Source organism: Janibacter zhaoxuefangae, assembly GCF_050271985.1.
Lineage (GTDB): Bacteria > Actinomycetota > Actinomycetes > Actinomycetales > Dermatophilaceae.
This window is the reverse complement of sequence record NZ_CP189849.1, coordinates 1,556,835-1,571,124: the sequence shown is the minus strand read 5'-3', so window position 1 is coordinate 1,571,124 and position 14,290 is coordinate 1,556,835. Positions and strand designations below refer to the sequence as shown.

Sequence of the window (14,290 nt, the reverse complement as noted above, 5' to 3'; positions counted from 1 at the left end):
CCCGGACGAGGGCCTCGCCGACCAGCGTACGGACGGACCTCGGGCGGGGCACACGCCGGGCCGGGCCACAGTGCATGATGGCCCCATGGATCGTCAGCAGGAATTCGTGCTCCGCACCATCGAGGAACGCGACATCCGCTTCGTGCGGCTGTGGTTCACCGACGTGCTCGGCACGCTGAAGTCGGTGGCCATCGCCCCCGCGGAGCTCGAGAGCGCCTTTGCCGAGGGCATCGGTTTCGACGGCTCCGCCATCGAGGGCTTCGCCCGCGTCTACGAGGCGGACATGCTGGCGAAGCCGGACCCGTCGACCTTCCAGACCTTGCCGTGGCGGGGGGAGAACCCCGGCACCGCCCGCATGTTCTGCGACATCGCCCTGCCCGACGGGACGCCGAGCATGGCGAGCCCGCGCCACGTCCTCCAGCGGACGCTGGCCAAGGCCGCCGACATGGGCTTCAGCTTCTACACGCACCCGGAGATCGAGTTCTTCCTGCTGGAGAAGGCCAGCGCCCAGGGTGCCAACCCCGTTCCGGTCGACCAGGGCGGCTACTTCGACCACGTGCCGAAGGGGACCGCCCACGACTTCCGTCGCGCGGCCATCACGATGCTCGAGTCCGTCGGCATCTCGGTCGAGTTCAGTCACCACGAGGGCGGTCCCGGTCAGAACGAGATCGACCTGCGCTACGCCGACGCCCTCTCGACGGCGGACAACATCATGACCTTCCGCACCGTCATCAAGGAGGTCGCGCTCGAGCAGGGCGTCTACGCGACCTTCATGCCCAAGGTGTGGGCCGAGCACCCGGGCTCGGGCATGCACACGCACATGTCCCTCTTCGAGGGCGACACCAACGCCTTCTACGAGGCCGGCGCGCCATACCAACTGTCGAAGACCGGGCGGCAGTTCATCGCCGGCCTCCTCACGCACGCGCCGGAGTTCACCGCCGTCACGAACCAGTGGGTCAACTCGTACAAGCGGCTCTGGGGCGGGGGAGAGGTGCCGGCTCACCTCACCTGGGGCCACAACAACCGCTCCGCCCTCGTGCGGGTGCCGATGTACAAGCCGAGCAAGGGGCAGAGCTCGCGCGTCGAGCTGCGCAGCCTCGACGCGGCGTGCAACCCCTACCTCGCCTTCGCCGTCATGCTGGCGGCCGGCCTGAAGGGGATCGAGGAGGGCTACGAGCTGCCTCCGGAGACCGAGGACGACGTCTGGAGCCTCACCCCGCGTGAGCGCCGCGCCATGGGCATCCGCCCGCTTCCCGGCAGCCTCCACGAGGCGATCGAGGAGATGGAGGCGAGCGAGCTCGTCGCGGAGACCCTCGGCGAGAGCGTCTTCGACTTCTTCCTCCGCAACAAGCGCGCCGAGTGGGAGGCCTACCGCCACCAGGTCACCCCCTTCGAGCTCGAGCGGCTCCTGCCCCTCCTGTGAGCACGCCGCGCGCGACGTCCGCCGCCGGACGCCTGGCCCGGCACGGGTTCAGCGATCCCGTGCGGGCCGCCAGCATCCTCGCCGACGACGCGCTCGCGGGGATGGGCGGCGACGACCCGACGGCGGGCCCGCTCGTCGAGGCCCTCGACGACGTCGCGGACCCGGACCAGGCGCTGCTGGCGCTCGTGCGGCTCGCCGAGCGCATCCGGGACGACCTCCCCGGTGACGTCGCCGACCTGGCAGCGGCCCTGACGGGCACGGACGACGAGCCGCGCCGGCGCCTGCTGGCCGTGCTCGGAGCGTCCACGGCCCTCGGCGACCACCTCGTGAGTCAGCCAGCCCACTGGCGCGACGTCGTCGGCGCCGTGCCCCGCACGCCGCAGGAGCGGATCGACACCGTGAGAGCGGCTGTCGCGGAGCCGGGCGATCTTGCCCCCGAGGACGCACTGCGGGTGGCCTATCGACGTGAGCTCCTGGGGATCGCGGCCCTCGACCTCACCGCCGAGGATCAGCTGGCACACCTGCCCGAGGCGGCCGCGGCCCTGGCCGATCTCGCGGAGGCCGCGCTCGAAGCAGCGACGGACATCGCGCGCGCCGAGGTCGGCGAGGAGGCGGACCGATGCCGTTTCGCCGTCATCGGCATGGGCAAGTCCGGCGGCCGGGAACTCAACTACATCAGCGACGTCGACGTCATCTTCGTCGCGGAGCCGGCCGGCGGCGCCGACGAGGCCCAGGCGCTCGAGGCGGGACGCAAGATCGCGACCGCCATGATGTCGGCCTGCGCGCGCGCCACCGCCTACGGGTCGTTGTGGCCGGTGGACGCGGCACTGCGCCCCGAGGGCAAGAACGGGCCACTCGTCCGCACGGTCGCCAGCCACAAGGCGTACTACGAGCGGTGGGCCAAGACGTGGGAGTTCCAGGCCCTGCTCAAGGCGCGACCGATGGCCGGCGATCGCGACCTCGGTGACGCGTACGTCGAGGCCGTCAACCCCTTCGTCTGGCAGGCGTCGTCCCGCGACAACTTCGTCGAGGACGTGCAGGCCATGCGCCGCCGGGTCGAGGACAACGTGCCGGCCGGCGAACAGGCCCGGCAGATCAAGCTCGGTCGCGGTGGCCTGCGTGACGTCGAGTTCAGCGTCCAGCTGCTCCAGCTCGTGCACGGGCGGCACGACCCGTCGATCCGGTCGCGTTCGACCCTCGAGGGTCTGGCGCAACTCGCCGAAGGCGGCTACGTCGGACGTGAGGACGCCGCCGTCCTCGATCACGCCTACCGGCTGCTGCGCGCGCTCGAACACCGCATCCAGCTGTTCCGACTGCGGCGCACGCACCTCCTGCCCACGGCCCCGGCCGACCTTCGCCGGCTCGGTCGCAGCATGGGGCACCGTCAGGACCCGATCCAGGACGTCGGTCAGCAGTGGCGCTCGGTGGCCCGCGAGGTGCGCCGGCTGCACGAGCGGCTGTTCTATCGGCCCCTGCTGGCACACGTCGCCCGGCTCAGCCCCTCGGAGGCGCGGCTGTCGAGCGATGCCGCACGCGACCGGCTCGCGGCGCTCGGCTTCCGCGACCCTGCGGGTGCGATCCGCCACCTCGAGGCGCTGACCTCGGGAGTCTCCAGGCGAGCCTCGATCCAGCGGCAGCTGCTGCCGGTGATGCTGTCGTGGTTCGCCGACGAGGCCGACCCGGACGCCGGACTGCTCGCCTTCCGCAAGGTCAGCGAACACCTCGGCACGACCCACTGGTACCTGCGCCTCCTGCGCGACGAGGGTTCGGCCGCCGAGCGGTTGGCCCACTCGCTCGGACGCAGCCGGTTCGTCGCCGAACTCCTGCTGTCGGCGCCCGAGGCCGTCGCCATGCTCGGCGACGCCACCGGTCTCGTGCCCCGCTCGCGGCAGGACATCCTCCGACGGATGCAGGCGGCGGCGGGGCGCAAGGACGATGCCGAGGCCGCCATGTCCGCGGCCCGGGCCATCCGCCGCACCGAGCTCTTCCGGGTGGCCGTCGCCGACCTCTTCCGCGAGATCGACCTCGACGGCGTCGGCCGGGCGCTGACCGACATCAGCGCGGCCACGATCGAGGTCGGGCTCATCGTCGCGGCCCGCAAGATCGAGGCGGACCTCGGCCGCGAGATCGGTGCCGACCTGCTCGTCGTCGGGATGGGGCGACTCGGCGGCGGCGAGATCAGCTACTCCTCGGACGCGGACGTCCTCTTCGTCCACCGCCCCCGTGGGGGCGTCGCGGAGGACGCGGCACAACGGGATGCCGCGGCCGTCATCGGCGAGATGCGCCGGCTGCTCGGCCTGCCCGGCAGCGACCCGCCGCTGGGCCTCGACGCCGACCTGCGCCCCGAGGGCAAGGCCGGCCCGCTCGTGCGGTCGCTCTCCTCCTACCGCAGCTACTACGAGCGGTGGTCACAGACGTGGGAGGCGCAGTCCCTCGTGCGGGCCACGCCGATCGCCGGCGACCGGGTCCTTGCCGACGACTTCGTCGCGCTGATCGACCCGATCCGCTGGCCGGCCGACGGCCTCACGCGCGAGCAGGTGCGGGAGATCCGTCGGCTCAAGGCGCGCATGGAGGCCGAGCGGCTGCCGCGCGGCGCCGACCGCCGGACCCACTTCAAGCTCGGCATGGGCGGGCTGTCCGACATCGAGTGGACGGTCCAGTTGATCCAGTTGGAGCACGCCCACGCGGAGCCGGCCCTGCGGACCCCGGCGACGCTGCCGGCCCTCGCCGCGGCCGTCGAGGCCGGTCATCTCACGCCGGCCGAGGGAGACGTCCTGCGCACGGCGTGGGAGTTGGCCTCGCGCACCCGCAACGCGGGTTTGCTCTACCGCGGTCGCCCCGTCGACTCCGTCCCGAGCAACCTGCGCGAGGCGGACGGTGTCGGTCGCATCATCGGGCTGCCCCCGGCCTCCGGGCAGGAGCTCCAGGAGTCCTATCGGCGCGCGGCCCGGCACGCCCGGGCCGTCGTGGACGAACGCTTCTACGGCGCGATCTGAGCGGCGGCGGCCAGCCGCTGAGATGCGGTCGGGCCGCCCGCGGGGAGTCCTTAGAATCGTCGGCATGATGTCGACGACCGACCTGCGCGGCAGGGACCTGAACGCCCGGACACTGCGCGAGGCCCTGCCCCGCGCGGAGTACGACGTCGAGGCCGCGCTCCATGTCGTCCGTCCCCTCGTCGACGACGTCCGCGACCGCGGTGCGCAGGCGCTGTACGAGCTGGGGGAGCGCTTCGACGGGGTGCGCCCGCCGAGCCTGCGGGTGCCCGCCGAGGTCCTGACGGCCGCCCTGGATGCGCTCGACCCCGACGTGCGGGCGGCGCTGCAGGTGTCGATCGACCGAGCGCGACTCGTGCACGCCGACCAGCGCCGGACCGACACGACGACGAAGGTCGCCCCCGGCGGCACCGTGACGGAGCGCTGGGTGCCGGTCGACCGGGTCGGTCTCTACGTGCCCGGCGGTCTGGCCGTGTACCCGTCGTCCGTCGTCATGAACGTGGTGCCGGCCCAGCTCGCGGAGGTCGGGTCGATCGCCGTGGCCAGCCCGCCGCAGAAGGAGAACACCGGCGTCTTCGCCGGTTACCCCAACCCGACCATCCTCGCGGCGTGCGCGCTCCTCGGCATCGACGAGGTCTACGCCGTGGGCGGCGCCCAGGCCGTGGCCGCCTTCGCCCACGGCTTCACCGACGGCGACGTCGAGTGTGAGCCCGTCTCCCTCGTCACCGGCCCCGGCAACGTCTACGTGGCTGCGGCCAAGCGTCACCTCAAGGGCCTCATCGGCATCGACGCGGAGGCCGGCCCGACCGAGATCGCCGTCCTCGCCGACGCCACCGCCGACCCCGACTTCGTCGCCGCGGACCTCATCTCGCAGGCCGAGCACGACCCGCTGGCCGCGTCGGTCCTCGTCACGGACAGCCTCGATTTGGCCGAGGCCGTCCAGGCCGCCGTCGCGCGCCGCGCGGCCGCGACGAAGCACAGTGAGCGCGTCACCGCGGCCCTGACGGGGCGCCAGTCGGGCGTCGTCCTCGTCGACGACCTCGACGCCGGACTCGTCGTCGTCAATGCCTACGCCGCCGAGCACCTCGAGGTCATCACGGCCGATGCGGAGGCCGTCGCCACCCGCGTCCGCAACGCGGGCGCCATCTTCGTCGGCCCGGACAGCCCGGTCAGCCTCGGCGACTACGCGGCCGGGTCCAACCACGTCCTGCCCACCGGCGGGTGCGCGTGCCACTCGAGCGGCCTGTCGGTCCAGTCGTTCCTGCGCGGGATCCACGTCATCTCCTACTCGCGCGACGCCCTGCGCGAGGTCGGCCCGCACGTGGTGACCCTGGCGGGGGCCGAGGACCTGCCCGCGCACGGCGAGGCCGTCACCGCGCGTCTCGAGGCCGACCGGTGAGCGGCGCGTCGATCGCCGACCTCCTGCGCGCGGACCTGCGGGGGATGACCGCCTACGGGGCGCCTCAGCTCGAGGTGCCCGTCGCCCTCAACACCAACGAGAACTCCTACCCGGTCCCGGCCGTCGTCGTCGACGCGATCGTCGCCGCGGTCGCCGAGGTCGCCCCGTCGCTCAACCGCTATCCCGATCGGGAGTTCACGCGGCTGCGTGAGGCTCTCGCGGAGTACCTCTCGCGCGGCGGCACCCCGATCAGCGCCGAGCAGGTGTGGGCGGCGAACGGGTCGAACGAGGTGCTTCAGCACCTGCTCCAGGCCTTCGGTGGCCACGGCCGCACGGCCATGGGGTTCACCCCGGCCTACTCGATGCACTCGATCATCACGGCCACCACCGGCACCCGGTGGGTGGACGGACTGCGCGCGAAGGGGGGCGAGGCCCCCTTCGCCCTCGACGTCGAGGCGGCGGTCGCGCAGGTGCGCGAGCACCAGCCCCACGTCGTCTTCCTGTGCTCGCCCAACAACCCCACGGGCACGGCCCTGGGGCTCGACGTCGTCGAGGCCGTGCACGACGCGGCCGAGAACGCGATCATCGTCGTCGACGAGGCCTACGAGGAGTTCGCGCGCGCCGGCACTCCGAGCGCGCTGACGCTGCTCGCCGGCCGGCCCCGAATCGTCGTGACCCGCACGATGAGCAAGGCGTTCGCCTTCGCCGGCGGCCGGCTGGGCTATCTCGCCGCTGACCCCGCCGTCACCGACGCGCTGCGGCTCGTCCGCCTGCCGTATCACCTCAGCGCGCCGACGCAGGCGATCGCGCTGGCCACGCTGCGCCACGCGCCGGCCATGCTCGAGACCGTCGACGTCATCCGGGAGCAGCGCGACCGCATCGTCGAGGAGACCCGGCGACTGGGGTTCGCCCCCGTGCCCAGCGACGCCAACTTCGTGCTCGTCGGCGGGTTCGCCGACTCGGACGAGGCGTGGCGGGCGCTGCTCGAGAAGGGGGTGCTGGTTCGCGACAACGGCCTTCCGCACTATCTTCGGGTGACGGCCGGGACGCCCGACGAGACCACGGCATTCCTCGACGCCCTGTCCGAGATCGCCCCGCAGCACCGTCAGGAGAGCACCTCATGAGCGTGACGACCCACCGCACCGCCAGCCTCAGCCGCGCGACGTCCGAGAGCAGCATCGAGCTGTCCATCGACCTCGACGGCTCCGGTGTGGGGGACGTGAGCACGGGGGTGCGCTTCTACGACCACATGCTCCTCTCCTTCGCCAAGCACTCCCTCATCGACCTGACCGTCAAGGCCGTCGGTGACGTCGACGTGGACGCCCACCACACGGTGGAGGACGTCGCCATCGTGCTCGGCGACGCCGTGCGTCAGGCGCTCGGTGACAAGAGCAGCATCGCGCGGTTCGGCGACGCCACGGTCCCGCTCGACGAGGCCCTCGTGCACGCCGTGGTCGACGTGGCCGGGCGCCCCTACTGTGTGCACACCGGCGAGCCCGCCGGCCAGGAGTACGCGGTCATCGGCGGCAACTACATCGGGTCGCTGACCCGCCACGTCCTCGAGACGTTCGCCTTCCACGCCGGGATCGCCCTGCACGTCCGCGTTCTCGGCGGGCGGGACCCGCACCACGTGGTCGAGGCCCAGTTCAAGGCCGTCGCCCGGGCCCTGCGGGCCGCCGTCGAGCCCGACCCGCGCGTCGTCGGCATCCCGAGCGCGAAGGGTGCGCTCTGAGCCGTGGACACGCACGGTGATCCCGCGATGGACGGCGGGCTGCTGCTGGTCCGAGCGGACCCCGAGCACGCGATCCGTTGGGTGACGCGCGGGGTCGTGCCCGCGCACGTGTCCGGCTTCGGATCGTGGAGCGCGATCACCGCGGCGGGTCCGAGGACGCTGGCGGCGCCGCCCTACGACGATGCCCGCGAGGTGCTCGCCGCTCGTCCCCCCGGCGCGCGCACGCGCCCCGCGCTGGGCTTCTTCGTCATCGGCGGCAACGCCGTCGTGTCCGTCCAGCCGAGCCCATGGCGGGCCACCCGCCGGTGGCTCGTCTGGGTGCCGGGCAGCGGCGTCGTCCGCAGCAAGCTGCCCGGACTGCGTCCCGGCGATCTGCTCCGCGTGGCGGAGACCCGCACGCCCGAGGCCGGCCGTTCCCTCGTCGAGTTGCTCCGGCGGTCGCACGGTGACGCGATCTGGTGGCTGGTGGACCTGTTGCGGGTGCTCGGCCTGCCGGGGGAGCGGCTCCTGACCGACCCGGCCAGCGCCCAGGAGGGCGATCTCGTCGAGCCGTCGCCGAGCAACGTGGCCCGGTTCGATGCCACCGTGCGCGAGGTGCTCGCCGAGCAGGCCCTCGCCAACCGAGCAACCTTGGAAGACGAGCGATGAGCACTGGCAAGAAGGTCGTGATCCTCGACTACGGCAGCGGCAACGTGCACTCGGCCGTGCGCGCGCTGGAGCACGTCGGTGCCCTCGTGGAGCTGACCGCCGATCGCGACGCCGTGTTGGCCGCCGACGGGTTGCTCGTGCCGGGCGTGGGGAACTTCCACGCCTGCGTGCAGGGGCTGCGCGCGGTCCGCGGACCGCAGCTCATCGACCGCCGGATCAGCGGTGGGCGCCCCGTCCTCGGTGTCTGTGTCGGCATGCAGGTGATGTTCGACGGATCCGACGAGCCGTCCGACTCACCCCAGGACGGCCTCGCCGAGTGGCCGGGCCGCGTCCGGCGACTGAGCGCCGACATCGTCCCCCACATGGGGTGGTCGACCGTCCGTGCGCCGTCCGGGACGCGCCTGCTCGCGGGCATCGAGGACGAGCACTTCTACTTCGTCCACTCCTACGCCGCCGACCGCTGGGAGCTGCCCGTGGCGGACGGCTACATGGCGAAGGTCGCCCCGCACGTGACGTGGGCGACCCACGGCGCCGACTTCGTCGCCGCCGTCGAGAACGGACCCTTGACCGCAACGCAGTTCCACCCGGAGAAGTCCGGGGACGCGGGACTGCACCTATTGGAGAACTGGGTGAACGAGCTGTGACCGAGAACGTGCAGACCGAGGGCATCGCGGGGCAGACGGGAGCCGGGCCACGGCTCGAGCTGCTGCCGGCCGTCGACGTGGCGAACGGGCGGGCGGTCCAGCTGGTGCAGGGCGTGGCCGGCAGCGGGGGAGAGTTCGGCGACCCGTGGGAGGCAGCCCTCGCCTGGCAGGAACAGGGCGCCGAGTGGCTGCACCTCGTCGACCTCGACGCGGCCTTTGGCCGTGGCTCCAACGCCGAGCTGCTCGCCGACATCGTCGTCCGGCTCGACATCTTGGTCGAGCTGAGCGGCGGCATCCGCGATGCCGCGTCGCTCGAGCGGGCGCTGGCGACCGGGGTGCGCCGCGTCAACCTGGGCACGGCCGCGCTCGAGGACCCCGAGTGGACGGCGCGGGCCATCGCGGAGCACGGCGACCGCGTCGCCGTCGGTCTCGACGTCCGGGGGACGACCCTGGCCGCACGCGGGTGGACCTCCGAGGGCGGCGATCTGTGGGAGACGCTCGAGCGCCTCGATGCCGAGGGCTGCGCCCGCTACGTCGTGACCGACGTCAACAAGGACGGCATGCTTCAAGGCCCCAACCTCCAGCTCCTGCGTGACGTCTGCGCCCGCACGGACCGACCCGTCGTCGCCTCGGGTGGCGTGTCCACCCTGGAGGACATCGCCGCCATCCGTGGCCTCGTCGGCGAGGGTGTCGAGGGAGCCATCGTCGGGTCCGCCCTGTACCGGGAGGCCTTCACCCTCCCGGCGGCGCTCGACGTCGCGGGCCGCCCGTGAGTGGGGCCGACTCCTCGGGTCAGCCCTGGACGGGTCGGACCCTGCCGGCCGGTGGCTTCGAGGGGGATGAGGGCGGCGCTGACGCACGGCTGCTCGCCGCCCTCACCGGCCCGGCCGACGACCGCGAACTCATGACGGCCCTGGCGGCGGCCCGCCTGCTCGTCCCCGTCGTGGCCACCGCGGCGGACACGATCGACGTCGACGGGCACACGGTCGAGAAGGAGACGGACATGGCGTCCGTGACCCTCACCGGACCCGACGGGACCCGGGCGCTGCCCGCCTTCACCTCGATCGCGGCGCTCGCCGCGTGGGAGCCGACGGCCCGGCCGATCCCCGTCACGGCGGCGCGCGCCGCTCAGGCGGCCGTCACCGAGAGTTGTGACGTCATCGTTCTCGACCTGGCCGACGCGCACGCCCGCGAGCTGCGACCGAGCATGGTCTGGGCCCTCGCCCAGCAGCGGGAGTGGCTTCCGGCGCACGAGGACCCCTTCATCGCGGCCTCGGTCGCTCGCGCCCTCGACGGCCTCCCCGAGGTCACCGGCCACAGCCTCGGCGACGGCGAACCCGCCGGACACGGGATCCTCGCGGTGACGCTGGCCCTCGTGCCGGGACTCCCCGCGGAGCGCGTGCGCGAGCTCGCGACCGGGGTGGGGGAGCGGCTCGCGACGGACGGGGAACTGCGGGCGCGCGTCGACGGCATCGCCTTTCGGCTCGCGTGACGAGGCGCTGAACGTCCGGTTTGGCCGAAACCGCTGCCACCACGGATCATGGGGCAGTGATCCTGCGCCGCTACCGTGATGTCCTCGCCATCCCCGAGGTTCGCATGGCGGTCCTGCTCGGTCTGCTCCTGCGCACGCCACTGGCGGCCAGCTTCATCGTCCTGACCCTCCACGTCGTCGACCACCTGGGCCGCACCTACGGCGCCGCCGGGGCGGTCTCCGCGGCCTCCACCATCGCGCTCGCCGTCAGCGGCCCGTGGCGCGGTCGCCGGCTCGACAAGGTCGGGCTGCGGACGACCTTCGCTCCCTCGCTCATCGTCGGGGTGCTCGTCTGGTGCGTGGCCCCCTTCGTCGGCTACTGGGCCTTGATCGTCGCCGTGATCGTCGCGGGCCTGATGGCGATGCCCGTCTGGGCCGTGCTGCGCCAAGTGATTCTGGCGGCGACGCCCGTCGAGTCGCGCCGCACGGCCCTGTCCGTCGACTCCGTGGCGACCGAGATGTCCTTCATGATCGGCCCGGCTGTCGGCGTCCTCGCCGCGACCACGTGGGACACCCGCTGGGTGCTCCTGGCCGCCAACCTTCTCGTCCTGCTCGGCGGGTTCGCCTTGTGGCTGCTCAACCCCCGGCTCTCGGCCACCCCGCCGGAGTCGGCTGCGCAGAGTGGTCCCGCGGAGACCGCACCCGTCACCGCCGCCGGGGCGCCCGCCGCCGCGGGTGCCGGGGTCGACGAGATGACCGTCGGCGACGAGGTTCACGAGGAGAAGCCGGCGAAGGCAACACCGGCCAGGGTCCCGACCCGCTCCTGGCTGGGGCCGGCCGCGGCGGGAGTGCTCGGCGTGACGGCCGCGAGCACCCTCGTGCTCTCGGGCACCGACGTCTCCATCGTGGCGCTCATGCGCGAGCAGGGGCTGGACCGCTCCATTGCGTGGGTCATGGCCTTCTGGGCCCTGGGCTCCCTGTTGGGCGCACTCGTCTACGGGGCGCTGCCGCGCTCCCTTCCCGGGCACTGGCTGCTCGCCCTGCTCGGCCTGGCCACCGTGCCCGTGGGTCTGGCGGAGGGCGCGTTCTGGGCCTGTGTGCTCGTGATGATCTGCGGCTTCCTCTGTGCGCCCACGCTCACGGCCACGACCGAGCAGATCAGTCACCTCGTGCCCGAACGGGTGCGAGGCGAGGCCCTCGGCTGGCACGGGTCCGCCATCACCTCCGGCTCCGCCTTCGGGGCGCCCATCGCCGGAGTGGCCATCGACGCCTCGGTCCCCGCGGCGGGCTTCGCCGCGGTCGGGGCGACGGGTGTCGTCATCGCCCTGTTGGCGCAGATCGCCCTGTCTCGCCGGGACAGGCGCCGCTGACGCCCCTGTTGCCGGGCCGGTCTGCGTTGAGATGACCGCGTTGGTGAGTCAGGGCCGGGACATGTCCCGGCCAAGGCGGGCCACCCCGGCCAGCTGAGCATTTCCCGGCCCGGTCGGTTGGGCACGTGGTGGCCGCGGGCGCCACGGAGGGCGATTTCCCTTCCGCCGCGCCTCGCTGTTACTCTTCTCGACGACCGACTGACCCGCTTCGTGTGGGCCAGTGCCAAGAGAAGCTCACCGCTTCCACCCGCGTCGACCACAGGTTGCCGGGTCCCACAGGTCGCTGCTGGTGCCGGACCGCAAGGTTCGCTCGGGCGGTGGACGTGACGGTGAGGCTTCTCGCGGATGGCGAGGAGCCTTTCTTCGTCCCATGGTCCTGTCGTCGAGTTAAGGAGCAGCACATCAGCGAGCCTCGTATCAATGACCGCATCCGGGTTCCGGAAGTGCGTCTGGTCGGTCCGAACGGTGAGCAGGTCGGCATCGTGCGCGTCGAGGACGCGCTCCGTCTGGCTGCCGAGGCTGACCTCGATCTCGTCGAGGTGGCCCCGATGGCCAAGCCTCCTGTCGCCAAGCTGATGGATTTCGGCAAGTACAAGTACGAAGCCGCCATCAAGGAGCGCGAAGCGCGCAAGAACCAGGTCAACACGGTCATCAAGGAGATCAAGCTCCGGCCCAAGATCGATGCGCACGACTACGGGACCAAGAAGGGTCACGTCGAGCGCTTCCTCAAGGCCGGCGACAAGGTCAAGGTGACGATCATGTTCCGCGGTCGCGAGCAGTCGCGCCCCGAGCTGGGCTTCCGTCTCCTGCAGCGCCTTGCCGAGGACGTCGTCGAACTCGGCTTCGTCGAGTCCGCGCCGAAGCAGGACGGCCGCAACATGATCATGGTGTTGGGTCCGACCCGCAAGAAGTCCGAGGCCCGCGCCGAGCAGCGTCGCCGCCAGGACGAGCAGGCTCCCGGCGCGCCGGCACCGGCCCCGGCCGGCGAGCCGACCGCCACGGCCGACGACATGGCCAGCACCGAGGCCCCCGCCGAGGCCCCTGCCGAGGCCACGACCGAGGCCTGAGCCCTCACCCCAGTCCACCGAGCACCACCACACGAAGGAGATCGGCTCCATGCCGAAGAACAAGACGCACTCCGGTGCCAAGAAGCGCTTCCGCATCACGGGCTCCGGCAAGATCATGCGCCAGCGTGCGAACCACGTCCACAAGTTCCACGAGAAGTCGCCGCAGCACGCGCGTCGTCTCGCCGGCGACGTGGTCCTCTCCCCGGCCGACACCAAGAAGGCCAAGCGCCTCCTCGGTCTGTGATCGCCAGCCGGTCGCGCCGATGCGCGCCGGCAACCCCCTGACACCAGCAACGAACAAGGAGTACTCACGTGGCACGCGTGAAGCGGGCAGTCAATGCCCAGAAGAAGCGCCGGGTCGTCCTCGAGCGCGCCAGCGGTTACCGCGGTCAGCGCGGACGTCTGTACCGCAAGGCCAAGGAGCAGGTCACCCACTCGCTCGGCTACGCCTACCGCGACCGTCGCGCCCGCAAGGGTGACTTCCGTCGGCTCTGGATCCAGCGCATCAACGCTGGCGCCCGCGCGAACGGCATGACCTACAACCGCTTCATCCAGGGCCTGCGCGCCGCGGAGATCGAGGTCGACCGCCGCATGCTCGCCGAGCTGGCCGTGAACGACGAGGCTGCCTTCGCGGTGCTCGTCGAGATCGCCAAGGCGAACGTGCCGGCCACGGAGGCCCCCGCCTCCAAGTCCGCCTGACGCCTGACCGGTGTCGCACGTCGAGCGCCGGGAGAGCCCCACACTGACCAACCCGCGATCCGATCGGGTCGCGTCGGTCCGGGCGCTCTCCCGGCGCTCCGTGCGTGTGAAGGCGGGTCGCTACCTCGTCGAGGGCCCGCAGGGGGTGCGTGAGGCCGTGGTCCACGCCCCCGAGACGGTGCTCGACGTCTACGTCACGGACGAGGGCGCGCGCCGTCACCCCGAGATTCTCGAGCGCGCCCATGCCGAGCGGCTCTACGTGCACCCCGTCACGGACGAGGTCCTGCAGGCCATGTGCGACGCGACCTCCCCGCAGGGGATCGCCGCGGTCTGCCGCACCGAGCACCATCAGCTGGAGGACGTCCTGGCCGCCGCGCCACGCCTCCTGCTCGTCCTGACCCATGTGCGGGACCCCGGCAACGCGGGCACCGCCATCCGCGCCGCGGACGCCGCAGGCGCCGACGCCGTCCTCGTCAGCGAGGGCTCCGTCGACATCCACAGCCCGAAGGTCGTCCGCTCGACCGCCGGATCGCTCGCCCACCTTCCCGTCGTGACCGGCCTGGACGTGCCCGACCTCCTCGCGCGGCTGCGCGAAGCCGGCATCACGACCTTCGCCGCGGACGGCCGCGGGGCGCGCACCGTCGACGAGGTCGACCTCACCGTCCCGCACGCCTGGGTCATGGGCAACGAGGCCTGGGGCCTGACCGACGAGGATCGTGACGCGTGCGACGAGGTCGTGCGGGTGCCCATCCACGGCAAGGCCGAGTCGCTCAACCTCGCCATGGCCGCGACGATCTGCGTCTACGCGTCCGCGAGGGTCCGCCCGCCCGTCTAGGCTGCCGAG

General features: G+C 72.4%; 14 protein-coding genes. All 14 read left to right on the top strand.

Going from position 1 to position 14,290, the window contains the following annotated elements; genetic code table 11:
- Positions 1-85 precede the first annotated feature (85 nt).
- Positions 86-1,423 (top strand): type I glutamate--ammonia ligase, encoded by a 1,338-nt coding sequence (gene glnA, locus ACQBAS_RS07365; protein WP_427383162.1) that lies wholly within the window; start codon positions 86-88, stop codon positions 1,421-1,423.
- Positions 1,420-4,419 carry a bifunctional [glutamine synthetase] adenylyltransferase/[glutamine synthetase]-adenylyl-L-tyrosine phosphorylase gene (locus tag ACQBAS_RS07360; RefSeq protein WP_427383161.1) on the top strand — a complete coding sequence of 1,000 codons (3,000 nt, stop codon included), beginning with the start codon at positions 1,420-1,422 and terminating at the stop codon, positions 4,417-4,419. Before glnA ends, ACQBAS_RS07360 begins: the two co-directional genes overlap by 4 nt.
- Positions 4,420-4,483: 64 nt before the next feature.
- Positions 4,484-5,815, top strand: a complete 1,332-nt coding sequence (gene hisD, locus ACQBAS_RS07355) for a histidinol dehydrogenase (RefSeq protein WP_427383160.1) — start codon at positions 4,484-4,486, stop codon at positions 5,813-5,815.
- The gene (locus ACQBAS_RS07350) at positions 5,812-6,939 is read left to right on the top strand and encodes a histidinol-phosphate transaminase (protein WP_427383159.1); all 1,128 of its coding nucleotides are present in this window, start codon (positions 5,812-5,814) and stop codon (positions 6,937-6,939) included. The genes hisD and ACQBAS_RS07350 overlap by 4 nt, the downstream gene beginning before the upstream one ends.
- Entirely contained in the window at positions 6,936-7,547 is a 612-nt protein-coding gene (gene hisB, locus ACQBAS_RS07345; RefSeq protein ID WP_427383158.1) for an imidazoleglycerol-phosphate dehydratase HisB, read from the top strand. Before ACQBAS_RS07350 ends, hisB begins: the two co-directional genes overlap by 4 nt.
- Positions 7,548-7,550: 3 nt before the next feature.
- Entirely contained in the window at positions 7,551-8,195 is a 645-nt protein-coding gene (locus ACQBAS_RS07340) for a hypothetical protein (RefSeq protein WP_427383157.1), read from the top strand.
- Positions 8,192-8,839: an imidazole glycerol phosphate synthase subunit HisH gene (gene hisH / locus ACQBAS_RS07335; protein ID WP_427383156.1), complete on the top strand. Its 648-nt coding sequence runs from the start codon at positions 8,192-8,194 to the stop codon at positions 8,837-8,839. Before ACQBAS_RS07340 ends, hisH begins: the two co-directional genes overlap by 4 nt.
- Entirely contained in the window at positions 8,836-9,612 is a 777-nt protein-coding gene (gene priA, locus ACQBAS_RS07330; protein WP_427383155.1) for a bifunctional 1-(5-phosphoribosyl)-5-((5-phosphoribosylamino)methylideneamino)imidazole-4-carboxamide isomerase/phosphoribosylanthranilate isomerase PriA, read from the top strand. Before hisH ends, priA begins: the two co-directional genes overlap by 4 nt.
- A complete protein-coding gene (locus ACQBAS_RS07325; protein ID WP_427383154.1) occupies positions 9,609-10,331 on the top strand; it encodes an SseB family protein in 723 nt (240 codons plus the stop codon). The genes priA and ACQBAS_RS07325 overlap by 4 nt, the downstream gene beginning before the upstream one ends.
- A 56-nt stretch (positions 10,332-10,387) precedes the next feature.
- On the top strand, positions 10,388-11,680 hold the full coding sequence (locus ACQBAS_RS07320; protein ID WP_427383153.1) for an MFS transporter: 1,293 nt from the start codon (positions 10,388-10,390) through the stop codon (positions 11,678-11,680).
- 443 nt (positions 11,681-12,123) lie between these two features.
- Positions 12,124-12,747 (top strand): translation initiation factor IF-3, encoded by a 624-nt coding sequence (gene infC / locus ACQBAS_RS07315; protein WP_427383152.1) that lies wholly within the window; start codon positions 12,124-12,126, stop codon positions 12,745-12,747.
- 49 nt (positions 12,748-12,796) lie between these two features.
- The gene (rpmI, locus tag ACQBAS_RS07310) at positions 12,797-12,991 is read left to right on the top strand and encodes a 50S ribosomal protein L35 (RefSeq protein ID WP_427383151.1); all 195 of its coding nucleotides are present in this window, start codon (positions 12,797-12,799) and stop codon (positions 12,989-12,991) included.
- Between the two features lie 68 nt (positions 12,992-13,059).
- A complete protein-coding gene (gene rplT, locus ACQBAS_RS07305) occupies positions 13,060-13,446 on the top strand; it encodes a 50S ribosomal protein L20 (RefSeq protein ID WP_427383150.1) in 387 nt (128 codons plus the stop codon).
- Positions 13,447-13,456: 10 nt separating this feature from the next.
- Positions 13,457-14,281, top strand: coding sequence for a TrmH family RNA methyltransferase (locus tag ACQBAS_RS07300; protein WP_427383149.1), 825 nt, complete (start codon positions 13,457-13,459; stop codon positions 14,279-14,281).
- The last annotated feature ends 9 nt before the right edge of the window (positions 14,282-14,290 follow it).